Annotated in this window: 23 protein-coding genes and 2 tRNA genes; 22 read left to right on the forward strand and 3 right to left on the reverse strand. The window is 66.0% G+C overall.

The window, feature by feature from the left end:
• Positions 1-75 precede the first annotated feature (75 nt).
• The 15 genes from ASE64_RS12630 to ASE64_RS12695 all read left to right on the forward strand — a co-directional run bounded on the left by ASE64_RS12630 (position 76) and on the right by ASE64_RS12695 (position 13,939).
• Complete coding sequence (locus ASE64_RS12630) at positions 76-783, forward strand: DsbA family oxidoreductase (protein ID WP_235480616.1); 708 nt, start codon at positions 76-78, stop codon at positions 781-783.
• Positions 780-923 (forward strand): hypothetical protein, encoded by a 144-nt coding sequence (locus tag ASE64_RS17490; protein ID WP_156351879.1) that lies wholly within the window; start codon positions 780-782, stop codon positions 921-923. The genes ASE64_RS12630 and ASE64_RS17490 overlap by 4 nt, the downstream gene beginning before the upstream one ends.
• 67 nt (positions 924-990) lie before the next feature.
• Positions 991-2,196 (forward strand): tRNA dihydrouridine synthase DusB, encoded by a 1,206-nt coding sequence (gene dusB, locus ASE64_RS12635; RefSeq protein ID WP_055781035.1) that lies wholly within the window; start codon positions 991-993, stop codon positions 2,194-2,196.
• A 4-nt stretch (positions 2,197-2,200) separates the two neighbouring features.
• Entirely contained in the window at positions 2,201-3,478 is a 1,278-nt protein-coding gene (locus tag ASE64_RS12640; RefSeq protein WP_055781038.1) for a deoxyguanosinetriphosphate triphosphohydrolase, read from the forward strand.
• On the forward strand, positions 3,478-5,373 hold the full coding sequence (gene dnaG / locus ASE64_RS12645) for a DNA primase (RefSeq protein ID WP_055781041.1): 1,896 nt from the start codon (positions 3,478-3,480) through the stop codon (positions 5,371-5,373). Before ASE64_RS12640 ends, dnaG begins: the two co-directional genes overlap by 1 nt.
• A gap of 195 nt (positions 5,374-5,568) precedes the next feature.
• The gene (locus ASE64_RS12650) at positions 5,569-7,200 is read left to right on the forward strand and encodes an ABC transporter substrate-binding protein (RefSeq protein WP_055781045.1); all 1,632 of its coding nucleotides are present in this window, start codon (positions 5,569-5,571) and stop codon (positions 7,198-7,200) included.
• Between the two features lie 107 nt (positions 7,201-7,307).
• Positions 7,308-8,408 (forward strand): ABC transporter permease, encoded by a 1,101-nt coding sequence (locus tag ASE64_RS12655; protein WP_055781047.1) that lies wholly within the window; start codon positions 7,308-7,310, stop codon positions 8,406-8,408.
• 2 nt (positions 8,409-8,410) lie between these two features.
• Entirely contained in the window at positions 8,411-9,472 is a 1,062-nt protein-coding gene (locus ASE64_RS12660; protein ID WP_055781050.1) for an ABC transporter permease, read from the forward strand.
• Positions 9,469-11,193 (forward strand): dipeptide ABC transporter ATP-binding protein, encoded by a 1,725-nt coding sequence (locus ASE64_RS12665; protein ID WP_055781053.1) that lies wholly within the window; start codon positions 9,469-9,471, stop codon positions 11,191-11,193. Before ASE64_RS12660 ends, ASE64_RS12665 begins: the two co-directional genes overlap by 4 nt.
• 11 nt (positions 11,194-11,204) lie before the next feature.
• On the forward strand, positions 11,205-12,017 hold the full coding sequence (locus ASE64_RS12670; RefSeq protein ID WP_082466269.1) for an ATP-binding cassette domain-containing protein: 813 nt from the start codon (positions 11,205-11,207) through the stop codon (positions 12,015-12,017).
• A 54-nt stretch (positions 12,018-12,071) separates the two neighbouring features.
• Positions 12,072-12,404 carry an NAD(P)-dependent oxidoreductase gene (locus ASE64_RS12675; protein WP_268750586.1) on the forward strand — a complete coding sequence of 111 codons (333 nt, stop codon included), beginning with the start codon at positions 12,072-12,074 and terminating at the stop codon, positions 12,402-12,404.
• Positions 12,405-12,430: 26 nt separating this feature from the next.
• Positions 12,431-12,503, forward strand: a tRNA-Asn gene (locus tag ASE64_RS12680).
• A 69-nt stretch (positions 12,504-12,572) separates the two neighbouring features.
• Complete coding sequence (locus ASE64_RS12685) at positions 12,573-12,887, forward strand: hypothetical protein (RefSeq protein ID WP_055781062.1); 315 nt, start codon at positions 12,573-12,575, stop codon at positions 12,885-12,887.
• A 24-nt stretch (positions 12,888-12,911) separates the two neighbouring features.
• On the forward strand, positions 12,912-13,637 hold the full coding sequence (locus ASE64_RS12690; RefSeq protein WP_055782012.1) for an AzlC family ABC transporter permease: 726 nt from the start codon (positions 12,912-12,914) through the stop codon (positions 13,635-13,637).
• The gene (locus ASE64_RS12695) at positions 13,634-13,939 is read left to right on the forward strand and encodes an AzlD domain-containing protein (RefSeq protein ID WP_055781065.1); all 306 of its coding nucleotides are present in this window, start codon (positions 13,634-13,636) and stop codon (positions 13,937-13,939) included. The genes ASE64_RS12690 and ASE64_RS12695 overlap by 4 nt, the downstream gene beginning before the upstream one ends.
• 13 nt (positions 13,940-13,952) lie before the next feature.
• Here ASE64_RS12695 and def read toward each other — a convergent pair whose 3' ends face one another.
• Positions 13,953-14,519, reverse strand: coding sequence for a peptide deformylase (gene def / locus ASE64_RS12700; RefSeq protein WP_055781067.1), 567 nt, complete (start codon positions 14,517-14,519; stop codon positions 13,953-13,955).
• A gap of 42 nt (positions 14,520-14,561) precedes the next feature.
• On the opposite strand from def, the gene ASE64_RS12705 reads away from it, so the two are divergent.
• The 3 genes from ASE64_RS12705 to ASE64_RS12715 all read left to right on the forward strand — a co-directional run bounded on the left by ASE64_RS12705 (position 14,562) and on the right by ASE64_RS12715 (position 16,936).
• Complete coding sequence (locus tag ASE64_RS12705) at positions 14,562-15,479, forward strand: DMT family transporter (protein WP_055781071.1); 918 nt, start codon at positions 14,562-14,564, stop codon at positions 15,477-15,479.
• A gap of 68 nt (positions 15,480-15,547) precedes the next feature.
• Positions 15,548-16,807 carry a glycosyltransferase gene (locus tag ASE64_RS12710; protein ID WP_442853836.1) on the forward strand — a complete coding sequence of 420 codons (1,260 nt, stop codon included), beginning with the start codon at positions 15,548-15,550 and terminating at the stop codon, positions 16,805-16,807.
• 55 nt (positions 16,808-16,862) lie between these two features.
• Positions 16,863-16,936, forward strand: a tRNA-Ile gene (locus ASE64_RS12715).
• Between the two features lie 72 nt (positions 16,937-17,008).
• On the opposite strand, the gene ASE64_RS12720 is transcribed toward ASE64_RS12715, so the two are convergent.
• Entirely contained in the window at positions 17,009-18,565 is a 1,557-nt protein-coding gene (locus ASE64_RS12720; protein ID WP_055781077.1) for an SPFH domain-containing protein, read from the reverse strand.
• A 253-nt stretch (positions 18,566-18,818) separates the two neighbouring features.
• Here ASE64_RS12720 and ASE64_RS12725 point away from each other — a divergent pair, with 253 nt between their 5' ends.
• The 4 genes from ASE64_RS12725 (at position 18,819) to ASE64_RS12740 (ending at position 24,056) form a co-directional block, all read left to right on the forward strand.
• On the forward strand, positions 18,819-19,343 hold the full coding sequence (locus ASE64_RS12725; protein WP_055781080.1) for a hypothetical protein: 525 nt from the start codon (positions 18,819-18,821) through the stop codon (positions 19,341-19,343).
• 163 nt (positions 19,344-19,506) lie between these two features.
• A complete protein-coding gene (locus tag ASE64_RS12730) occupies positions 19,507-20,439 on the forward strand; it encodes an AAA family ATPase (RefSeq protein WP_082466362.1) in 933 nt (310 codons plus the stop codon).
• 15 nt (positions 20,440-20,454) lie between these two features.
• The gene (locus ASE64_RS12735; protein WP_055781083.1) at positions 20,455-21,771 is read left to right on the forward strand and encodes a DUF58 domain-containing protein; all 1,317 of its coding nucleotides are present in this window, start codon (positions 20,455-20,457) and stop codon (positions 21,769-21,771) included.
• Positions 21,768-24,056: a transglutaminase TgpA family protein gene (locus ASE64_RS12740; RefSeq protein ID WP_162234572.1), complete on the forward strand. Its 2,289-nt coding sequence runs from the start codon at positions 21,768-21,770 to the stop codon at positions 24,054-24,056. The genes ASE64_RS12735 and ASE64_RS12740 overlap by 4 nt, the downstream gene beginning before the upstream one ends.
• Here ASE64_RS12740 and ASE64_RS12745 read toward each other — a convergent pair.
• Entirely contained in the window at positions 24,053-24,604 is a 552-nt protein-coding gene (locus ASE64_RS12745) for a PadR family transcriptional regulator (RefSeq protein ID WP_055781088.1), read from the reverse strand. The genes ASE64_RS12740 and ASE64_RS12745 overlap by 4 nt on opposite strands.
• Positions 24,605-24,726 lie beyond the last annotated feature (122 nt).

Consider the following 24,726-nt stretch of genomic DNA (forward strand, 5'->3'; position numbering starts at 1 on the left):
AGGGCCGGGCGAAATCTTCCGGCCGGCGACCGACCTTTCGGGAATAGCCGACCACGGGCATCCGTTCGACCCACCGTGACCGATCTTCAGACCCCCGCTGCCCCCGCTTCCATCAAAGTCGATGTCTGGAGCGACATCGCGTGCCCCTGGTGCTACATCGGCAAGCGCAAGCTCGAGGCCGGCGTCGAGGCGTTCGCGACGCAGCCCGGTACCCCTGCGGTCGAGATCGAGTACCACAGCTTCGAGCTCTCGCCCGATACGCCCGTCGACTTCGACGGCGACGAGGTCGAGTTCCTCTCCCAGCACAAGGGCATTCCGGTCGAACAGGCCAGGCAGATGCTCACTCGCGTCGTGGGCATCGCCGAAGACGTCGGGCTGCACTACGACTACGACGCCCTGCAGCACGCCAACACGGTGAAGGCGCACGAGCTCATTCACTACGCGAAGTCGAAAGGTCTGCAGCTGCAGGCCAAGGAGAGACTCCTGAAGGCCTACTTTGAAGAGGGCCGCAACGTCGGCCGCGTAGACGACCTGGCCGACCTCGCCGCAGAGATCGGACTCGATCGAGACGACGTCGTGCGATCGCTCGAATCGGGGGAGTACCTGGCCGCCGTCCGCGCCGATCAGCGTCAGGCTCAGGAGTACGGAATCCAGGGCGTGCCCTTCTTCGTGATCGACGGCAAGTACGGCGTATCGGGCGCACAGGACGCGACCACCTTCGTCGAGGTATTCGGTCAGGTGGCGCTCGAGCGCGACGGCTCCGCAGAATCGGTGCAGGCATGACGTCGGCCGCCGAGGCCGGCGACTCGACCGAGGCCACGACGACACCGACGCTGGCCACGCCGGATGCGCCAGGTCTGCGCATGGTCGGCGCATCCGGCGCGCTGTGCGTCGACGGCGTCTGCGTCATCGACCCGACCTGAGCCCTCGTTCACAGTCGTCACCGCGCCTGACCCCGCCCCCTCAAATGTCTGGGAGAATCGACGAGTCATGAATTCCTCCCTCGCACCGGCCGATACGGCCGTCACTCCGGCTCCCGCCCTCCGCATCGGGCCGATCGAGCTCGACGTACCCGTCGTGCTCGCGCCGATGGCGGGCATCACCAACACCGCATACCGACGGCTCTGCCGCGAATACGGCGCAGGGCTCTACGTCAGTGAGATGATCACGAGCCGCGCGCTCGTCGAGCGCACCCCCGAGTCCATGCGACTCATCCGCCATCACCCGTCCGAGACGCTGCGCTCCATCCAGCTCTACGGAGTCGACCCCGCCACGATGCGCCAGGCCGTCACCATGCTGGTCGAGGAGAATCTCGCCGACCACATCGACATGAACTTCGGATGCCCGGTGGCGAAGGTCACCCGCAAGGGCGGCGGCTCCGCCCTGCCCTGGAAGCTGGGGCTCTTCCGGCAGATCGTCGAAGAGGCAGTTGACGCAGCTGGCGACATTCCGGTCACGGTCAAGATGCGCAAAGGCATCGACGATGATCACCTCACGTACCTCGAGGCGGCCAAGGCCGCGGAGGGCGCGGGCGTGAAATCCATCGCGCTGCACGCGCGCACGGCAGCAGACTTCTACTCGGGCCAGGCCGACTGGTCGGCGATCACGAAGCTCAAAGAGACGATCACGAGCATCCCGGTGCTCGGCAACGGCGACATCTGGTCGGCCGACGACGCCATCCGCATGGTCGACGAGACCGGATGCGACGGCGTCGTCGTCGGGCGAGGGTGCCTCGGTCGTCCCTGGCTCTTCGGCGATCTCGCCGATGCGTTCCGGGTTCGCAGCGGCCGCCTCGACGCATCCGTCGCTCGTGAGTCGCGCGCCGCGCCGACGCTCGGAGAGGTGGCCGGGGCGATCCGTCGGCACACCGAGCTGCTCTCGGAGTTCTTCGAAGACGAAGACCGTGCCTGCCGCGATATCCGCAAGCACGTCGCCTGGTACTTCAAGGGGTATCCGGTGGGCCATGAGGTTCGCGCGAGCCTCAGCATGGTGAAATCGCTCGCAGAGATGGACGCCGTTCTCGCGACGCTCGACGGCTCGCTGCCCTACCCGGGCATCGACGCAGAGGGTCCGCGAGGTCGGGCGGGTTCACCGAAACGGCCGTCGCTGCCCGACAAGTGGCTCGATTCCCGCGAACTCGATCTGCCCGAGCGCGCCGAACTGGCGAGCGCCGAACTGCACCACAGCGGTGGATAGAGCCATGCCGACCACCTCCGACATCGCCACCGCGCCGACCGTTCTCCCCGCGGGGTACGAGCCGCGCGACAGCGAACGCATCGTCGCCGAGCAGCACTCGTCGCGCCGCAGCGATTTCGCGCGCGACCGCGCACGCATCCTGCATTCGAGCGCCTTCCGTCGACTCGCCGCTAAGACGCAGGTGCTCTCGCCGGCCGACCTCGACTTCGCCCGCAACCGCCTCACGCATTCGCTCGAGGTGGCCCAGGTGGGTCGCGAGCTCGCCACGAGTCTCGGGCTCGACCCCGACGTGGTCGACACGGCGTGTCTCGCCCATGACCTGGGGCATCCGCCCTTCGGCCACAACGGCGAGCGCGCCCTCGCAGAGTGGGCGGCCGACATCGGCGGCTTCGAGGGCAATGCGCAGAGCCTGCGCATTCTCACGCGACTCGAGCCGAAAGTCATCTACGCCGACGGCACGAGCGCCGGACTCAACCTCACCCGGGCCAGCCTCGACGCGAGCTGCAAATACCCGTGGACGATCGACGACGCGATCGGCGACCCCAGCGGTCGCGCGAAGTACGGTGTGTATCCCGAAGACGATGCCGCCTTCCGGTGGCTTCGCCAGGGTGCACCCGCGGGCCAGAAGTGCATCGAGGCCCAGGTCATGGACCTCTCCGACGACATCGCCTACTCGGTGCACGACTTCGAAGACGCCGTGCTGACCGGGTACATCGACGTGGGCGCCCTGGGCGCGCGGGCCGATCACGACGATCTGGTGTCGGCGATCTCGTCGTGGGTGGGCGACGACTTCAGCCGCGACGAATTGACCGCCGCCTTCGACGAGCTCACCTCCCTTGAGATCTGGCTCGACGGCTGGGACGGATCTCGGCTGGCCCAGGGTCGATTGAAGAATCTCACCAGCCAGCTGATCGGCAGGTTCGCCGGCCGATCGACGGCCGCTACCCGTGATGCGTACCCCGCAGAGGCACTCGCCCGTTTCGGCGGACGCGTCGTCGTTCCCCGGCCAGTGGAGGCGCAGATCGCGGTGCTGAAAGGCATCGTCGCCGCCTACGTGATGGCCAGCGACTCCCGCCAGCCGCTCTACGTCGAACAGCGCGGCATCCTGACCTCCCTCGCTACCGAGCTCTTCCGTCTCGGCGAGGGTGCGCTCGAGGTGGCGTTCGCGGCCGACTGGCGCGAAGCATCCGATGACGCGGCGCGCAAGCGCGTCGTGGTCGATCAGGTGGCCAGCCTCACCGATCAGTCGGCGATCGCCTGGAGCAGGGGACTGCTGGGCTGATGGCTGGACTGATTCTGAGGCGCGACATCGACGAGGTCAGGTCGCGCATCAACCTGGGCGACGTCGTGGGAGAGTACGTCACGCTGAAGAGTGCCGGCGTGGGATCGATGAAGGGGCTCTGCCCGTTCCACGACGAACGCAGCCCGAGCTTCCACGTTCGCCCACAGGTGGGGTACTACCACTGCTTCGGTTGCGGCGAAGGCGGTGACGTCTTCACCTTTCTGCAGAAGATGGATCACGTTTCGTTCAGCGAGGCCGTCGAGCGCATGGCCGCGCGCATCGGATTCGAGCTGCACTACGAAGACGGGGGAGCCCCGTCTGACTACTCCAGCCGGGCACGACTCCTGGCGGCCAACGACGCTGCCAGGGAGTTCTTCATCGAGCAGCTCATGACGCCCGAGGCAGAGGTCGGCAGGCGGTTCCTCGGCGAGCGGGGCTTCGACGCGTCGGCGGCGCAGCGCTTCGGTGTCGGCTTCGCACCCAAAGGCTGGGACATCCTCGGCAAGCACCTCCGCTCCAAGGGGTTCACGTCCGACGAGCTCACAGCGGCGGGCCTCACCAGCACGGGCGAGAAGGGCAGCTACGACAGGTTTCGCGGGCGGCTCATCTGGCCGATCCGCGATCAGACGGGTCAGACAGTCGGCTTCGGTGCGCGGCGCCTGCTCGACGACGACAAGGGCCCCAAGTACCTGAACACGCCAGAGACGCTCGTGTATCACAAGTCGCAGGTGCTCTACGGGCTCGACCTGGCCAAGCGAGACATCGCTCGGAGCCACCAGGTCGTGATCGTCGAGGGGTACACCGATGTGATGGCCTGCCACCTCGCCGGGGTCACGACCGCGGTCGCCACCTGCGGCACCTCGTTCGGTGTCGACCACATCAAGGTCATGCGCCGCGTGCTCTCCGACGATACGGCAGGGCTCGGCGAGGTCATCTTCACGTTCGACCCGGATGCCGCCGGCCAGAAAGCCGTGCTGCGTGCCTTCAGCGAGGAGCACCGCTTCGCCGCGCAAACCTACGTGGCCGTGGCCCCCGACGGGCTCGATCCCTGCGACCTGCGGCTCGGTCGAGGAGACGACGCGGTGCGTCGTCTCGTCACGGGCAAGAAGCCCATGTTCGAGTTCGTGATCAAGCAGCGCCTCTCGACCTTCGACCTCAACACGGTCGAGGGCCGCGTCGCCGCGCTGCGGGCAGCGGCTCCGGTCGTCGCCGACATCCGAGATCCCTCTATCCGACCCGGATACGCTCGCGAGCTCGCGCGTCTGCTCGGCATGGACCTCGGCGAGGTGGGGCGGGCAGTGGATGCCGCGGGAAGGTCGAGCGAGCACGCCGCGTCGCGAGAACTCGAGTCGCCGCGGTTGGCCCCGGCCGCCGAGGGCGGGCCGGCATCCATCACCTCGCTCGAGGTCGCGCCGCCCGTGGCCATCTCCCTGACCAGTCTGCCGAGCACAACGGCAACCCGCCTCGAGCGCGATGCGTTGATGGCGATGCTGCAGTTCCCGAACAGCGTCGGCAAAGACCTGCTGGCGCGGGGAACGGCGGTGGCGTTCAGCAACGGAGCATTGGCCGCGGTACGCGACGCCGTGGCCATGAGACTCAACTCCTTCGACAAGCCCGAGTGGGCATCGATCATCCAGGAGACCGTCCCCGATCCTGTGAAGACGCTCGTCGCGCAGCTCGCCGTCGCTCCCGTGCCCGAACGCCCCGAACGCGAACTCGACGTGTACCTGCAACAGGTGGTGCTCTCGCTCATCGAACGCGATCTGGTGCGTCGCAAAGAGGAGTTGCTCGGGCAGTTCCAGCGCACCGATGCGACCGCCCAGCCCGAAGAGCACCGTTCGCTGCAGCGTCAGCTCATGCAGGTCGAAGCCGACAGGCGAGCGCTGCGCGAATAGCCGACGATGGCAGCGAAGCGCTCCTGCGAGGCAGGAACCGGCTTGTTTCGATCCGGTAAACATGTTCCTCCCCGCTCCCTGTCAGCTTGGTGACAGTTCGTCCGCTGCGGTATGACTGGGGTACAGCAATCACGGTATGCCCCGATAAGGGGGTGCACCTGTGTCTGAAACATCACTCCAGAGAGGTAGACGGATATGAGATCCGCATCCACACGCACGGCTCGAGTCGTCGCGTCGCTCGCCGGAACAGCAGCGGTGGCCCTCGTGCTCGCCGGGTGCTCCGGCGGCTCGAACGGCGGCAGCACGGGCGGCAGCGCCATCACCATCGGTACCACCGACAAGGTCACGGTGCTCGATCCGGCCGGGTCGTACGACAACGGCTCCTTCGCCGTCATGAACCAGGTGTTCCCCTTCCTGATGAACACGCCCTACGGCACCCCCGATGTCAAACCGGACATCGCGGAGTCCGCGGAGTTCACCGCGCCCACCGAGTACACCGTCAAGCTGAAGCCCGGACTGAAGTTCGCCAACGGCAACGACCTCACCTCGTCTGACGTGAAGTTCTCGTTCGATCGCCAGCTTGCCATCAACGATGAGAACGGCCCTGCGTCGCTCCTGTACAACCTCGACTCGGTCGCGGCACCCGACGACACCACGGTCGTCTTCACCCTCAAGTCGGCCGACGACCAGGTCTTCCCGCAGATCCTGTCGAGCCCCGCCGGTCCCATCGTCGACGAAGACGTCTTCTCGGCCACGGAGCTCACCAGCGACGAGGACATCGTCAAGGGCAAGGCATTCGCCGGCCAGTACGAAATCGCCAGCTACGACTTCAACAACCTGATCTCGTACAAGGCGTTCGCGGGCTACGACGGCGTTCTGGGCAAGGCGAAGACCGACCAGGTCAACGTCAAGTACTACGCCGACTCGTCGAACCTCAAGCTCGACATCCAGGAGGGCAACATCGATGTGGCCTTCCGTAGCCTCTCCGCGACCGACATCGACGACCTGAAGGGCAACGACAAGGTCAAGGTCGTCGACGGACCCGGCGGCGAGATCCGCTACATCGTCTTCAACTTCGACACGCAGCCGTTCGGGGCCAAGACGCCCGAGGCCGACCCGGCCAAGGCCCTGGCTGTGCGCCAGGCCGTGGCCGACCTCATCGACCGCGATGAGATCGCCGACCAGGTCTACAAGGGCACGTACACTCCGCTCTACTCCTACGTTCCCGCAGGTCTGACGGGCGCGACCGAGTCGCTCAAGGCACCCTACGGCGACGGAAACGGTGGCCCGGATGCCGACAAGGCCAAGTCCACTCTCGAGGCCGCAGGCATCACCGGCCCGGTCGAGCTGTCGCTGCAGTACAGCAACGACCACTACGGCCCCTCCTCGGGCGACGAGTACGCGCTCATCAAGGATCAGCTCGAGTCGACCGGTCTCTTCACGGTCAACCTCGAGACGACCGAATGGGTGCAGTACTCGAAGGACCGCACGACCGACGTGTACCCGTCGTACCAGCTCGGCTGGTTCCCGGACTACTCCGACGCCGACAACTACCTGACGCCGTTCTTCCTGACCGAGAACTTCCTGGCCAATCACTACGACAACCCGGCCGTCAACGACCTGATCCTCAAGCAGGCCGTCACGACCGACCCCGCGGAGCGCACGGCCCTGATCGAACAGATCCAGGATGCCGTCGCTGCGGACCTCTCGACGGTTCCGTACCTGCAGGGCGCCCAGGTGGCGGTCACCGGAACGACCGTCGAGGGAACGAAGGACACGCTCGACGCGTCGTTCAAGTTCCGCTACGGAGCCCTGACCAAGGGCTGATCGGCCACAGGCTAGAGTCTGTCTAGCATTGTGGCTCAGGGGCGAGGCGCGCAGGCGCCTCGCCCCTGAGTCACGTCACCCGTCGTTTTTACCGAAGGACATCGCACGTGACTGCAGAACTCAGCTCTCCGGATCCGGCATCCGCCGCGCCCCCGGCCGTACTCCGGCGAAGCTCGTCGTCGGGTGGGGGAGGCCTCGGCCGCTACATCCTCGTGCGCTTCCTGCTCATCATCCCGACGGTGTTCATCCTCGTGACCCTCGTCTTCCTGCTCATGCGCACGACCGGAGACCCGATCACGGCCGCCCTGGGCGGCAAGCTGACCGGTCCCCAGCTGCAGGAGCGCATCCATGAAGCGGGCTACGACCGCCCGCTCATCGTTCAGTACCTCGAGTACCTCGGCAACATCTTCACCGGCAACTTCGGCAACACCCTCAGCGACAACCGCCCCGTCACCCAGGTGCTGCTGACCTATGGCGGCGCTACGCTCGAGCTCGCGTTCTACGCGTTGATCGTGGCGTTCATCGTCGGAATCCCGCTCGGTATGGTCGCCGCTTCGTTCCGCGACCGCGCGCCCGACGCGTTCCTGCGTATCTTCGCGATCCTCTGCTACGCGACCCCGGTCTTCTTCGCGGGTCTCCTGCTCAAGCTCGTGTTCGCCGTCTGGTTCCAGATCCTCCCGGTCGCGGGGCGCGCCTCCACCGGCGCCGAGCTGCAGATGCAGTTCCTGCAGTCGAAGACGGGCATCTATCTCATCGACGCGATCCAGACGGGCAACCCCGACGTGATCGGCGACGTGCTCTCGCACGCTGTGCTTCCCGGGGTCGCTCTCGGCCTTCTCACCGCGGGCGTGTTCCTGAGGCTCGTGCGCACCAACCTCATCGGTACCCTCGGAACCGACTACGTCGACTCCGCACGGTCACGCGGAGTCACGGAATTCCGGCTGGTGCGCAAGCACGCGTATCGCCCCGCTCTGATTCCGATCATCACCGTCATCGGCCTGCAGATCGCACTGCTGCTCGGCGGCGCGGTGTTGACCGAGACGACATTCGAATGGAAGGGGCTCGGCTTCCAGCTGGCCCAATACCTCCAGGCACGTGACTTCGTCGCCGTGCAGGGCATCGTCGCCCTCCTGGCCGTGATCGTCGCCGTCACCAACTTCATCGTGGACATCATCGCCGCGCTGATCGACCCGAGAGTCAGGTACTAGTCGTGACGACCACAACCACTCGTCCCCGCCCGCGTCGCAATCTCTCGTCGCGCATCCCGCTGTTCGCCGAGGTGCGCTCCAGCATCGGCCTGCAGCGCGGCATGCTGATCGCGGGCGTCGTCATCACGGGCGTCTTCGTGATCACCGCGGTGCTTGCCCCGCTGCTCGCGCCCTACGGGTTCGCCCAACTGCGTGCCGACGGCACCCCGTTCGGCGCCCAGCAGGCACCGAACGCCGAGCATCTGCTGGGCACGACGGTCGGCGGCTACGACGTACTCTCCCGGGTGATCTGGGGTGCCCAGACCGCGATCCTCACGATCGTCGTCTCGGTCATCCTCTCGATCTTCGCCGGCATCTTCCTCGGACTCGTGTCCGGCTACATCGGAGGCTGGCTCGACCGGGTACTGGTCGTCGTCTGCGACGCCATCTACGCCTTCCCCTCGCTCCTGCTCGCCATCGTCATGTCGATCGTGATCTCGGGCGGTCAGAGCAACCTCTTCGGAGGCATCCTGGCGGCGTCGATCTCGATCACCGTCGTCTTCATTCCGCAGTATTTCCGCGTGATCAGGGCCGAGACGGTGCGCATCAAGAGCGAGGCCTACGTCGAGTCCGCCAAAGTGATCGGTACGCGCGCGCCGCGCATCATCTTCCGTCACGTGCTGCGCAACGCCACCCGCTCGCTTCCTCTCCTCCTGACCCTCAACTCGTCGGAGGCCCTCCTGACACTCGCCGGCCTCGGCTTCCTCGGCTTCGGCATCGAGCCCACGGCCGCCGCCGAATGGGGCTACGACCTCAACAAGTCCCTCTCCGACGTCACGAGCGGAATCTGGTGGACCTCCCTGTTCCCCGGTCTCGCCATCGTGCTCGCCGTATTGGGCATCACCCTTCTCGGCGAGAGCCTCAACGACCTCGCCGACCCGCGCCTCCGCGGACGCCGCGCGGCGCTCGACACCGGCGCGCCGGCTCCGGACAACGGAGCGGCACCGCACGGTGCAGCAGCGACCGGCCAGGCGGTGGTCGCCGACGACAGAGCGACAACGAACGACGAGGAGCGCGTCTCATGAGTGCAGTCCCCAGCGAGCCGTCCGTCGACGAGTCGGACATCGTCTCGATCGTCGATCTGCGCGTGACCTTCGCCACCGACGGCGGTGCCGTACGCGCCGTCGACGGTGTCTCGATCGCCGTTCGCCCGAGAGAGATCGTCGCGATCGTCGGCGAGAGCGGCAGCGGCAAGAGCGTGACCGCGAAGTCGATCCTCGGCCTCGTTCCGGCGACGGCAACCTCGTCGGGGTCGATCCTCTTGCGCAGCCGCGATCGCAGCCGCACCACCGACATCGTCGGAGCCAACTCCGGCACTCTGCGCGGTCTCCGCGGCGAAGACGTCGCGATGGTGTTCCAGGAACCGTCGACCGCCCTCAACCCCGTCTACACCGTCGGCTGGCAGATCGCCGAAGGTATCCGAGCGCACGGTTCGGTGTCGCGCGCCGATGCCAAGAAGCAGGCCATCGACATCCTGCGTCGGGTAGGCATCCCCGACCCCGAGACCCGGGTCAACTACTACCCGCACCAGTTCTCGGGCGGCCAGAAGCAGCGTGTGGTCATCGCCATGGCGCTGGTTCTGAATCCGGGCCTCATCGTCGCCGACGAGCCCACGACAGCGCTCGACGTAACCGTGCAGGCGGAGATCCTCGATCTGCTGCGCCGCCTGCGCGACGAGTTCGACACCGCGATCGTGCTGATCACGCACAACATGGGCGTGGTCGCCGACCTCGCCGATCGAGTCGTCGTGATGTACCAGGGCAAGGTCGTCGAAGAAGCTGATTCCCGCACCCTGTTCGCCTCACCCCAGGCCGACTATACGAAGCAGCTCCTCGCCGCTGTTCCGCACATCGGGCAAGGAGAGGCCCGTGCTGCCGTCCGAACTCAGGAGCGTCTGGACCGGGCGTCCTCGAGCACGCCCGTGGTGGCCGCTCGCGACCTGGTCATCGAGTACCCCGGGCGCCTCGGCCGCGGTGGTTTCCGTGCCGTGAACGGCGTGTCCTTCGAGATCAGAGAGGGAGAAGTCCTGGGTCTCGTGGGGGAGTCGGGCTCGGGAAAGACCACGATCGGCCGCGCGATCGCCGGCCTCTCGAAGGTCACAGGCGGGTCGCTGAACGTGCTCGGACGCGAGATGCTCGGCATCAAGGAACGCTCCTTCCGTAGTGCCCGGGTCGACATCGGCTTCGTGTTCCAAGACCCGGCGTCGAGCTTCAATCCTCTGCTCACCATTGCGGAGTGCGTGGCCGAGCCGTTGGTCGTGCACGGACGGGCCGCAGACACCCGCGACGCTCGCGCACAGGTCGACGAGCTGCTCGAGGCCGTGCAGTTGCCCCGCGCATTCGGCGATCGGTACCCGCACGAGCTCAGCGGTGGTCAGAGGCAACGAGCGAGCCTGGCACGGTCGATCGCGTTGCGTCCGAAGCTACTCATCGCCGACGAGCCCACCAGCGCTCTCGACGTCTCGGTGCAGGCCCGGGTACTCGAGCTCTTCACCGAGTTGCAGAGGGAGTTCGGATTCGCGTCGCTCTTCATCAGTCACGACCTCGCGGTCGTCGACATGCTCGCCGACCGCATAGCGGTGCTCTACAAGGGTGAACTCGTCGAGGAGGGAACGGGCGCCGAGGTGCTGGGCTCTCCGCGTCACCCCTACACGCAGAGGCTTCTGGCGTCGCTTCCCGTTCCGGATCCGGTCGAACAGCAGACGAGGCGCGAGGCGCTCCACCGACTTCAGGCGGTCGACGGCTAGGGTCGGTATCCATGAGCGAACGGATAATGACGGCGTCTGACGTCACGATCGAATATCCGGCACACAGCGTCAGCTCCGCGCACACCGCGGTCAAGGGCTTCACGCTGAATGTCGACCCGGGCGAGATCATCGGCCTGGTGGGATCGAGTGGGTCAGGCAAGTCGACGATCGCCTCGGTGATCTCCGGCTCGGCCGCGTTGGCGCCGTCTCGAGACGGTGCGCCTCGCATCGTCGGCGGGGCCCTCTCCGTGCTCGGCTACGACCTCAAACGCACCCGGGGTCGCAAACTCAGCAGACTCACGTTCGGCATCGGCCATCTCGCACAGGATGCCGGGTCTACCTTGACCTCGAACATGACGGTCGCCGAGATCATCGCCGAACCGCTTTTTCTGCGCGACAAGCACTTCGATGCCAACGACGCCGGGCTTCGCGCGGCGACGCTCCTCGACAGCCTGCTGCTGCCCGTCGGAATGCTCAACATGCTGCCGCACGAGCTCTCCAGCGGACAGCGACAGCGAGTGGCGGTCGCCCGGGCCCTGGTCATGGATCCGGTGTTCCTGGTCGCCGACGAGCCGACCGCAGGCATTGACGTCTCCGTTCGCGGACAGGTGGTCGATGTCATCGCCTCGCTCCAGCGCGACCGTGGGGCTAGCGCCATCATCATCAGCCATGACCTCGATGTACTTCGTCGCTCGGTGGACCGCATAGCCGTGCTCCACGAGGGCATGGTCGTGGGGCTCGGCACGATCGACGAGGTGCTCGAGGATCCTCACCACCCCTACGTACAGGGGCTCGCCCGCACCGTCTCCGGCGACCAACGGTGACCGCCGGATAGCATCGCAAGATGCTCACCCTGGCCTTTCTTCGCCGCCTCCGTCATCGACGACACGCGCGGACTCATCGGCCGGGCGCAGTTCGATGCGATGAAGAATTCCGCCTTCGTCGTCGACATCGGTCGCGGTGATCTCGTCATCACCAACGCCCTCGTCGATGCACGTCAGAGCGGCAGTATCGCCTGGATCGCCCCGAATCTCATCGTCACGCCGCACAGCGCGGATGCTCCTACCATGACCCGGCCCCTTCCGACTCGGAGGGTGTTCGACATCACCCGGGCGTTCCTCGGCGGCGGGGGTGTTGACGGAGTTGTCGATCCAGTTGTGGGATACTGGTGGAGGTCGATGAGCGTGACAAAGGCATCGCCGAATAGGTGATAGTGTAACTACGCTGTTTCCAGCAATCCTCGATAGCTCAATTGGCAGAGCAGCCGGCTGTTAACCGGCAGGTTCTTGGTTCGAGTCCAAGTCGGGGAGCGAAAAGGCCACCACGGGCTCCACCCCTGGTGGCCTTTTTTCGTTCCCGAGCGCCCATAAAATAGAACGATGAGCGATTCCTTCACATCGGCCGTGTCCGAGAATCCCCTCACGCTTCGGCGTCGCGCACGGCGTTTCATGGTCGGGGCGATCGTCACCTGGGTCGTCTTCCTCATCGTGGTCCTGGGCTCCGTCGCCGGGTCTGCAGTGTCGTCGTCTCAGAACGCCAGCGAGGTGAACGGGGCCGAGATCGCCGGAAGGATCATCGCCCTCATGCTGATGCTCGGCGTGCCGATCGTGCTCGGCGTTCTTCTCACCGTCAGGAGCTCCAGACTGTACAAGCGCGCGGCGGCGATCGAGCTCCGCGACGCGTCGTCGTACTGAGTGTCGCCTCGTCCGCGCAGCCACGTGGGCGCCCGAAGCGCTGACGACACACGCGCCTACCGTGCCGCCCTCGCCGTCGGATTGCCGACGGCGGCCTACGGAGTCTCGTTCGGTGCGCTCGCCACGGTGGGTGCCGGCTTGGACATCTGGCAGACGATGATCTTGAGCCTGGTGATGTTCACGGGCGGCTCCCAATTCGCCCTTGTGGGTGTTCTCGCCTCCGGCGGTCTGTCCGCGTGGCCGTCGGCCGTCGCGTCGGCCGCACTGCTCGGCTCGCGGAACGCCGTCTACGCGATCCGGATGTCGCCCGTCATCGGACGAGGCTTTCTACGCCGGGCGGCTGCGGCCCATCTGACGATCGACGAGTCGACGGCCGTCTCGAGCGCTCAGGGCTCGCTGCGTGCCCAGAGAATCGGCTTCTGGGCGACGGGACTCGTCGTCTACGTCGGATGGAACCTCACCACCCTCCTCGGCGCCGTGATCGGCGACCTGCTCGGCGATGTCAGCGCCTACGGACTCGATGCGGCCGCCGCCGCCGCGTTCCTCGGCCTCCTCTGGCCACGGTTGGCCAAGCTGCAGGCTCAGGCCGTGGCCGTGGCTGCGGGGTTCGTGGCCGCGATCCTGACGCCGGTTCTGATGCCGGGGCTACCCGTCCTCGTCGCCGCCCTCGTCGCCGTGGTGTTCGGAGCGACGAACTGGCTCGGATCGGGACGGCGCGCGTCTGGCAACCGGACGGGGGAGGAGTCATGACAGCATGGCACGTCGTGCTTCTGGCCTCGATCATCTGCTTCGGCTTGAAGAGCCTCGGCTATCTTGTGCCGGCGCGTCTCATCGAGCGCCCCACACCGGCGCGCATGGTCGACCTGCTCACGGTCGCCCTGCTGGCGGCACTCATCTCGCTGCAGACCTTCGCCCAGGGGCAGCAGCTTCAGCTCGACGCTCGAGTGCCCGCGGTCCTCATGGCCGCCGTCCTCTTCGCCCTGCGCGTGCCGTTCATCGTGGTGGTCGTCGCCGCGGCGGCCGTCGCGGCCGGCATCCGGGCCCTCAGCTGACGCCGCGGCCTCGTTACGCGTCGAGGTCGTCGACCCCGGGCATCCAGCTGCTGCCGGGCTCGGTCCAGCCCCGCTTGCGCGCGATCTTCGAAGCTCGTCGTCCGTAGATGAACTCGAGACGGTCGACGTACAGGATGCCGCCCAGGTGATCGAACTCGTGCTGGAAGATGCGGGCGAGCCACCCGCTCGCGGCGATCTCGAACGGCTTCTGATCGAGATCGACGGCACGCAGCAGAGCGTCCGTCGACCGCACGAGAGGAAAGCGCTCACCGGGAAACGAGAGACACCCTTCGGCGTCGGAATCCTCGTCGCTCTCGGCGACGGGCGGCGGACTGATCAGCAGAACCGGGTTGATGGCGACACCGCGGTGCTCCACGTCGTCGTCGTCGACCCACCCGTAGGTGAAGAGCCGCAGCGGCACACCGACCTGCGGCGCGGCCAGACCGACGCCGGGCGCGGCATCCATCGTCTCGAACATGTCGGCGACCAGCTGGCGCAGTGTGTCGTCGAAGACCGTGACGTCAGATGCGGGGGAGTGGAGAACGGGGTCTCCAGAGATTCGAATCGGGAGAACAGCCATTCGCTAAGCCTATCGGCGCGGTCGTCAGGGTAATCTCGGGGGGTGCCTCCCGAACTCACCGACATTCAGGACCAGTTCGCTCTCGATCCGGCTCAGTTCATCGGCATTCCGATCGCGATCGTCGGTGCCGTCTTCCTGAGCCTCGGCGCGCAGTTCCAGTCTCGCGGAGTGGCCAAGGTCGAAGCGAAGACCAATCTCTCCGGCTCGAGCGGCCTGAACCTGGCCCAGCTGTGGTCGTTGCTCTCGCGGCCGTCCTGGGTCTTCGGCACCCTGATGCTCGGACTCGCGGTCGTCTTCCAACTCACGAGCCTCGGCTTCTCTCCCATCATCGTCGTGCAGCCGCTCGGCGTCGTCGCGCTCGTCATGACCGCCTTCCTCAACGCCAGGCTCAGCAAGGTCAATCTCGACCGCAAGTCGATCCTGTCGATCGTGCTGTGCGTGGGAGGCGTGTTCCTGTTCGTGGTGTTGGCGGCGTTCACGGCTCGGGATCGCCCGATCACCGAGGTGCAACTCACCGTCATCCTCGTGATCCTTGCGGTCGTTCTGCTGGTCTTCGGCGCGGGCTTCATCGTGTTCCGCCGTAGAGTCCGTGCGATCGGCTACATCATCGGTGCCGGCGTGCTCTACGGGTTCGTGGCGACCCTCGCGAAGGTCGTCATCAAGCGGTTACAGCAGGGCGACTTCGAGTGGCTCACGCTCGTCTGCGTCGCCGGACTCGTCGCCGCATTCGCCCTCGGCGGCTACTTCGTGCAGACGGCCTATTCCTCTGGTCCGCCCGATCTCGTCGTCGCCGGCCTCACCGTCGTCGATCCACTCATAGCCGTCGCCATCGGCATCCTCGTGCTCGGCGAGGCGGCTCAGGCGCCGTGGTGGGCGATGATCGGCTACGTCATCACCGGCGCGATCGCCATCGTCGGGGTCTTCGGGCTCGCCCGCTACCACCCGCAGATCGAGCGCTAAGGTAGTTTGTCCTCCGAGCCCCGCTCAGGGCCTCGTACCTCCCCGTCTCTCAACAGAAGGTTCATTCCGTGTCAGATTCCTCCGACCCACGTCCCGCCTCGGCGGAGGTGCCGTCGACGGCTTCCTCCGAACGGCCCCTTCGCATCGTCATCGGTGCCGACACCTTCTCTCCCGACGTCAACGGATCCGCTCGATTTTCCGAGCGTCTCGCGTCGGGCATGGCGTCCCGGGGGCACGACGTCCACGTCGTGGCTCCAGCGGCATCCAAGAAGCACGGCACCTGGACCGAGACGTACGACGGTCACGCCATCACCGTGCATCGCCTGCGCAGCTGGCGCTGGTACCCGCATGACTGGCTCCGCTTCGCGTTGCCCTGGGTCATCAACCAGAACAGCGCCAAGATCCTCGACGCGGTCAAGCCCGACGTCGTGCACTTCCAGTCGCACATCATCGTGGGTCGCGGACTGTCGATCGAGGCCGAGAAGCGCAACATCCATATCGTGGGTACCAACCACTTCATGCCCGAGAACCTCCTCGAGTTCACCCTGTTGCCGAAGTCGTGGCAGGACTGGGCAGTAGGGCTCGCATGGAAGGCGGCCAAGCGCACCTTCGGCAGAGCCAGCGCGATCACGACGCCGACGAGACGGGCGGCCGAGTTCCTCGAGAAGTCCACCGGGCTCACCAACGTCTACTCGATCTCCTGCGGAATCAACGCCGACAACTACACGCCCGATTTCACGGTCCGTCCGAAGAACCGGATCCTCTTCGTCGGCCGAGTCACCGGCGAGAAGCAGATCGACGTGCTGTTGAAGGCCATGACGTTGCTGCCCGCAGATCTCGACGCGCAGTTGGAGATCGTCGGCGGTGGCGATCTGAAGAAGAGCCTCGAGTCGATGGCCGTCACCCTGGGTATCGCAGATCGCGTCACCTTCACGGGGTACGTCACCGAGCAGGAACTACGCGACGCCTACACGCGTGCGACCGTCTTCGCCATGCCCTCCATCGCCGAATTGCAGAGCATCGCGACGATGGAGGCGATGGCGTCGGGCTTGCCGGTCGTGGCCGCCGATGCGATGGCCCTTCCCCATCTCGTGCGCGACGGAGAGAACGGACACCTGTTCGCTCCCGGCGACGCGCAGCAGATGGCCGACCGGCTCACCGACATCCTCACGCTCCCTCAAGACGAACTCGATGTCTTCAAGAACGCATCGCTTCGCCTCATCGCCGCCCACGACATCCAGCGCACCCTGAGCACATTCGAGAAGCTCTACCGAGGAGAGGTCGTCACAGACCCGCTCATCGTCTCGCCGAGTGCGTCGCACGAATAGCGGTAATGTGGTGAGTCGGTATCCGGTCTGAGCTCGTCAGACGCACGGGCCGCAGGGGGCGTTAGCTCAGCCGGTTAGAGCAGCGGACTCATAATCCGTCGGTCGTGGGTTCAAGTCCCACACGCCCTACCCCGCGAGAAGTCTGAGCAGGGGGCCGCCCCGCGTATGCGGGACGGCCCTTCTTTCACCCGGCGTCGCTGCTCACTGCGCGCTTGGCGCGGCGGGGGTCGGGGGAGCGGTCGCGGCCATGCCCTCGCCGATGCCTCGCCCGACAGCCTGTCCCTGAAGGATCGACGCGAGATCGAGACCCGTCGCCGCGCTGACGGTGTCGAAGACCGACTTCAATGCTTTCGCACTGTCCGCGCCGACGAGATTCGAGGCTCCGTCGTCGCTCGACCCGCCGACGATCGACACGCTTCCTATCGCCGAGTATCCCTTCGCGAACTCGGCCATGATCGACGGCAGCACGTCGAGAACGCGCTGCGAGAGGAAGGCCTCCTGATTCGAGGCGATGGCCTTGGCTTCCGCTTCGAGTGCACCAGCGCGGGCGTCACCTTCAGCTCGGATGGCGTCAGCCTCGGCATTGGCGCGCAGGCGCCGCGCCTCGGACTCCGCCTCGGCCTGTGCACGAAGGGCACTCGCCTCACCGGTCGCCTTGGCGACCGCGGCCGCTGCCTCACCGTCGGCTCGGGCCTTGTCTGCCTGCGCCTGCTGCTCGGCGATACGGGTACGCGCTTCTGCCTGCTTGACCTGCTCGATGGCCGCAGCCTCTGCTGCCCGCTCGCGGGTATACAGGTCTGCCTGCGCACGTGTCTCCGCCTCGTATCGCTGAGCATCGGCGACACGCTTCACGTCGGCATCCAATTGGGCTTGACGGTTCTCTGCCTGCTGCTGGAGAACGGCCTGCTGCGCCTGCTCGCGGGCGAGGTTCTCGGCCTGTTCCGCCTCGGCCCGAGCGCGGCCGATGCCGGCATTGGAGTTGGCCGTGTTGGTGTCGAGGCCGGTCTGCTCGACGAGGTTGGCCTCCTTGTTGGCGATGTTCTTCTGGTTGATGGCCCGATCGGCGTTGGTCTGCGAGATCTCTGCAGCCTGGCGTTTCGCCTGGATCTCCGGAGCGCCGAGCGACTGGATGTAGCCGACCTTGTCGGTGATGCCCTTGATCTGGAACGAGTCCAGGATCAGTCCCTGCTCAGCGAGCTCCTGAGACACGTCGGCCGCGATCTGATCCGAGAACTTCTTTCGCTCTCGCATGAGTTCGACAACCGACAGGGTCGCGACGATTCCACGCAGCGCGCCTTCCAGCTGCTCGGTGGTGAACTGCTCGATCGCGGCGTCCTGCGAGGCGAAGCGCTCAGCCGCGCGTCGCACCAGCAGGGGATCGGATCCGATCTTCACGATGGCCACACCGTCGACGTTCAACGTCACGCTGTCGAGCGATTGGGCCTCAGCGTTCAAGGAGACCTGACGAGAGCGAAGCGAGATGATCTCGTGGCGCTGAGTGATCGGGTTGACGAGCGACTTACCGTTGACGATGACCGTAACGGGCGACTCGGACATCTCGTCGCGGCTCGAACCGTCGGCGCTCAAGACGGCGAGCTGAACTTTCTGCTTTCGGCCCGAGATGACAAGGGCCTCGTCCGCTCGAGCCACTTTGATCCAGCTGCGTGCAAACAGCAACAGCACGAGAACCACCACGACAGCGACGACGAGTGCAATCCCGGCGATGACGAGGATTCCGACGATTTCGGCGTTGTCCATAGGTACCTCTCTGGATCCCTGGCAGGGACGGTCTCGGATGCCGCAGCGGACGCGCAGTCATTCCGGCTCCACCCTGCCAGAAAAGGCAGGATGGCGTGTCGTCGGGATGGGCGGATCGACATGGGCCATCAGGTGGTCGGTTTCGGAACGGCAGCACAGCGCTCGATGAGGCTCCCACGGCACGCCGCTCATGTTTCATGGGGTGCAGCGCACGCGTTAGAGTCGATTCAGCCACGCGCCGGGGAGGAGCCTCGTGTTCAGTTCGTTCGAGATTCGCATCCCCGCGCCCATTCCCCGCGCACTGCAGTCGCCCATGCCGGCATCCGTCACGTACATCAGCACCTATCGGTTGCTCGATCCCGAGACGCCGAGTCTGACGATCGGCATCGGAATCGCCAATGCCAACTACTGGGTGATCGACGGTGAACTGAAGTACCGCTACTTCTCGGAAACCGACAAGACACTCCGCAACTGTCCGTGGGACGCGAAGACCGATTTCGACCTCATCGCTTGGGCGCAGGGCGTCTTCCGAGACGGAGAAGACTACGGCCCCTCGTTCGCTGTGCATCTGCAGTCGGCCCAGGCCGCGTACCGGCGAGGGGCGTCGAGCTACCTCCCCGTAGAAGAGGGTCTTGTCACCACCGCTCTTATCGATCACCCGGATCTGGGTGAGGTGCAGATCCGAGACGACATGGTGATGCTGTTCACCGAGTGGCTGACCGACCCGGACGAGGGCGCGAAATATCTGACGACAGGCCATCCGGCTCACCGCTCCTGACCTGATCGGCAATTTGCAACCGGCAGGGAACTCCCTCATTTTCCGCGGTTAGAATCGAGCGAAACGAGGGAGTTTCCTGTTGCCCGATTCGAACACCCAGCCCAGCGCCCGTAGCTCAGCCGATATCGACCTCGACGAGTTCGCTCGGCTCTCCGGCTCGATCATGGCCAATCTCGAAGCAGTGATCAACGGCAAGACCGATGTCGCCACGTTGTCGCTCATCGTGCTCCTCGCCGAGGGACACCTCCTTGTGGAAGATGTTCCGGGCGTGGGCAAGACGACTCTGGCCAAGGCCCTCGCTCGCTCGGTCAGCGCGTCCGTCAGTCGCATCCAGTTCACCCCCGACCTGCTTCCCTCGGATGTCACGGGAGTGTCGATCTTCAACCAGCAGGCGAATCGCTTCGAGTTCAAACCGGGCGCCGTGTTCGCCAATATCGTGATCGCCGACGAGATCAACCGAGCCTCCCCCAAGACACAGTCGGCCCTGCTCGAATGCATGGAGGAGCGGCAGGTCTCCGTCGACGGAGTGACTCACCGCCTCGATACGCCCTTCAGCGTCGTCGCCACCCAGAACCCCATCGAGATGGAGGGGACATTCGCGCTGCCCGAGGCGCAACGCGACCGATTCATGGCACGGATCTCCATGGGATACCCCGACGCCGAGGCGGAACTCGCCATGCTGCACAATCGCGAGTTGCAGAGCCCTCTCGACGATATCGACGCCGTCGTCGACCGCGACGAACTTCTGGCGATGACCCGGTGCGCCCGCGAGGTGTTCGTCTCTCGGGCCGTCGAACAATACGTGGTGAACATCGCGCAGGCGACGCGTCGCGATCCCGAGGTGCGATTGGGAGCGAGCCCTCGAGCCACTCTGCATCTCGTGCGCGCGGCGAAAGTCGCGGCGGCACTCGAGGGTCGGGACTTCGTCCTCCCCGACGACATCGACGCGCTCGTGGTTCCCGTATTGGGGCATCGCATCGTTCCCACACGCAAGTCGGTGACCGACCATCGCAGCAGCGTCGATGCGATCGAGGAGACCTTGATCAGGATCGTGCAGTCGACGCCGGTGCCACTCGTCGCCGCCAGGTCGCTCTGATCGATGCGCGTTCGCATGAACGGTTCTCGTCATGGACTACGGTGGCCCACCCTGACGATTCGCGGATGGGGCTTTCTCGCCGCCTCCGTTGCACTGTTCGCGCTCGCGCCGATGCTCGGTCAGCGCGAGATCGCCTTCGCCGCCTCTGCCTCCTTGGCCCTACCCCTTCTCTCCCTGATGCTCGTCTCCGTGCGCCAGCCCAAGCTCACCGTCGTTCGGCGCTTCTCGCCTGAGACGGCCAGTGCGGGTACCGACTGCGAGGTCATCCTCTCGGTGCAGAATTGGGGCATCGTTCCCACCCCCGGCGCGCTCTGGCACGACGAGGCAGCCGCACCGCTCGGCCAGAGTCCGACAGCCACGCTGCCACCCCTCCCTGCATTCCGCTCGCTCGAAACCGACACACCGCGTCTGACGACTCTGCGCTATCTCATCGATTCCCCTCGTAGAGGCAGGCATGCGATCGGTCCGCTCTCCATCCGATTCAGCGACCCCTTCGGCCTCGCGACCAGGCGCTTCAGCGTGGGCGGTTCCGACACACTCACCGTCACTCCGGGCGTGGAGGCCCTCTCCCGTGGATCATTCCGCCTCCCGAGCGGCGACGGGCAGGCCATGCAATCGAGACGCCCGTCGGCGAGCGGCGAACAAGACGTGATAGCCCGCAAATACCAGACGGGCGACAGCATTCGACGCGTGCACTGGCCGGCCACGGCGCGGCACTCCGAGCTGATGGTGAGGCAAGACGACCAGCACACCGACCACGAGGCTGTCGTCGTCCTCGACACCCGTGCCGAGAGCTTTCCGAATTTCCGGCGCGTCACAGCCGCCGAAACGCAGTCGGACACGTTCGAGTGGGCGGTGTCGATGGCCGTGTCGATCGGTGTGCATCTCCTTCACGAGGGGTACCGCGTCGTGCTCGTGGAGTCGCCGGACTCCGCGACACCGCACACCGGCGAGCGTGCCGACGATTCACCAGCAGATCTGCTTCTCCGGGGCGCCTACGCCCAGCTCGACTCGGGACGTCCGCCCCTGGCCGCTCGGGACATCGTTGCGGATGCCGGGCGAATCTCAGGCGAGTTGCCGCCGCTCTTCGCCGTGCTCGGAGACGTCGACAGGCAGTCGATCGATGCACTCGCCCAGGCGGCGACGGCGAGTTCGGCAGCGCACGCCTTCATCGTGCATCCTGTCGCGATCGGGTCCTCCGAATCGGCGCCCGAATGGGCTCAGCTGCTCAGCGAGCGGCTGACCCGCGCTGGATGGACCGCTCGACTCGTGTCGCCCGCGGTGCCGCCGTCTGCGGCATGGGAGTTCGACAGCGCGAGGATCGTACGATGAGCCCCCGCACTCGCCTCGACCGACGTCGGCGGCAACGGGGCTCGTGGATGGTGTCACTCGCCGTGCTCCTCACGATAGGAATACCGCTCGCGGGGCTCGCGCCCATCATCCAAGGAGCCGAATGGTGGTTCGCCGCCATGGCTATGGCCGCCGTCTGTGTCGGCGCATCCTGGGCCGTTCGAGCCTCGGGGCTGAGACCTGCGCTCGGAATCCTCGCGGCACTCGTCGTGTGGATTCTCGTCAGCCAATGGGTCTTTGCGCCCGGCACCGCGATCGCCGGCATCATTCCCACACCGGCGACCATCGACGTGCTCATTCAGGGCTTCACCGACGCCGGTGGCCAGATCCAGGTACAGACGATTCCCGCCGACCCCGTCTCGTCTCTCATGCAGTTGATCTGCATGGCATGCGGCCTTCTGGCCATCGTGGCAGACGCGGCCGTCGTCGTGCGCTTTCCCGCCTTCGTCGGCCTCCTCGCGCTGACGCTGTTCGCAGTGCCCTCGGCGGTTCAGGCGCGCGACGTCGACGTGGTCCGATTCATCGCGACCACGGCTTCATTCCTCCTCCTGCTCTGGATTGCGGCTCGAGTCGACGGCAAGGGCAGACCCGAGGGCCGTTCGGTGAGCCGCGCCGGACGTTCTCCTGCAACCGCGCTGGCTCTCGGTGCCGCTGCCGTCGTGTGTGCCCTCATCATTCCGTCTGTGACGCCAGGGCTGACCGCCCAGGCATTCGCAGACTCCAGGAACTCCGGACGCCTGCCCTCCGTCTACGGCGCGGGCGTCGACCCCGTGATTCAGCTCGGACGAGATCTTCGGCGCACCACGCCGATCGTGTCGCTGCGCTACACGACCACGTCCGACAAGCCCCTCTACCTCAAGATGGTCGACCTGAACGACTTCTCGACGGGAACCTGGCAGCCGAACGACTCGTCGGACGGCTTGTTCGAGCGGCTGGCGCGTCCGAGCGGCCTGGCAGACGAGGTGGAGACCTCGACGGTCACCACCGACGTATCGATCGAGGGGCTGCGGAGCGAGTGGCTACCCCTTCCCTATCCGGCGACGGCGCTCAACAACGCGGGCCGTGGCTGGACTGCCGACCCCGATACGGGCGTCGTCTCTCTCCCCGACAGCCGCAACGACAGCAGGGGAGACGACTACTCGGTCGACAGTTTGACTCTCGTGCCCACGGCCGAGCAGCTGGCCGCCGCCGGCAGCACGATCCCGCCGAGTCTGAGCCCGCTGCTTGCGCTTCCCCCCGATCTTCCGGCCATCGTCACCGAGGTAGCCAACGATGTCGCTGGCGGAGCCACGACCAACTACGACCGGGCGGTGGCGCTGCAGTCCTACTTCACCTCGGGGCAATTCACCTACTCCGTCGACACACCCGTCGACGAGTCCTTCGACGGCACGAACGCCGAAGCGCAGGCGGCCTTCCTCGAGGTCAAGAGCGGCTATTGCGTGCACTTCGCCGCATCGATGGCCACGATGGCGCGCGTGCTCGGAATCCCGTCTCGCATCGCCATCGGATACTTTCCCAGCTCGGCCGCGTCCAGCTATGTAGACGGAGAAGCCCAATACGAGGTGCTCACCGACCAGCTGCATTCCTGGCCGGAACTGTACTTCGAGGGCATCGGGTGGTTGCCGTTCGAGCCGACACCGAGCCTCGGGATCTCCGTTCCCGCGTACTCCGTGCCGGCATTCGCCCAACAGACGCCGCAATCCACCGCTCCAGCACCCGAGGCGTCTGAGACCACTCCCACCGCGCAAGCCCGCGAGGACACCGACCCGGCGGCTCAATCATCAACGGCAGATACCCGATCGTCGGCGCAACTGCGGGGGTGGTTGACCGTCTTGGCCGTCGCGGTCGGCGTGTGCCTGGCGGGCCTCGTTCCGGCGACGATCAGAGCGTGGCGAAGGCGACGTCTTCTCGAGTCGCTCAGCCGGTCGCATGCACCGGCGACACGAGCGTGGTGGGAACTCCAGGACTTCGCACGCGACTTCGGCATCGAGGTGTCGCGCGGAGACACCCCGGGTGAATTCGCTCAAAGGCTGCTCGCGCTGCGCCGCATTCCTCGTGCACAGGTGGACGCGTTACGTCGTGCCGTCGAACGCGAGCAGTATGCGGACTCCCGCGGCGCTCCCGCGGGAGGACTCGAGCGAGCGCAGATCAGAGAGTGGTTGATCTCCATCGAGAATTCGATCCGCGATGAGGCGGAACAGTCGACACGCCGACGAGCCCGCCTGTTGCCCGCGTCGCTCTTCGTGCGCTCAGACCGGGCGTCCTAGCCGTCCTCGCGGCGCGGACGACGGCCCCGTCGCGGACGAAAGCTGCCCAGCGGACGCGTGCAGTCGACCCGCGTCAGCACATCCTGCACCTCGTCGAGCCACGCCAGCGCCGCGGCCGACAGGATCTCACCGCTTCTGACGCCGAGGTCGTCGAGAGGCCCCTCGTCGCCGTCTGCCGACGGAGTGGGGCGCGTGTGCACCTGTCGATACGCGTCGATCAGAGCGCCGACCGGCGCGTCGGGAAGAGACGCCACGAGAAGCACATGACCGACGAAGTCCGTCCATCCGGCGCGGGCATCGGCCTCGATCAGCCAGGAGGACACCTCGTGGCGACCCTGAGGAGTGAGAGCGTAAAGAGGCAGTCCGTCGCCCGTCATGCCGGCGTTGACCACGGAGCCCTGCGCTTGAAGTCTGTCGAGGGTCGAGTAGATCTGACCGACGTTGATGGAGCCGACTCTGTGCATGCGCGTTTCGACCTCGCCGTGCACCTGGGAGCCATAGGCCGTACCGAGGCTCAACACCGCGAGGATTCCCGACCTCACCGACATAACGCACTCCAACACAGTAATTGTCTACTCAGTATGTCCGAGGCTCCCAGACATCGAGCATCGGCTCGCCGCTCACGCCCGCGGCAATTCATCTGGCAGTACGCAGCTGCGTCGTGCATAAT

Source organism: Agreia sp. Leaf210, from assembly GCF_001421485.1.
Classification (GTDB): domain Bacteria; phylum Actinomycetota; class Actinomycetes; order Actinomycetales; family Microbacteriaceae; genus Agreia.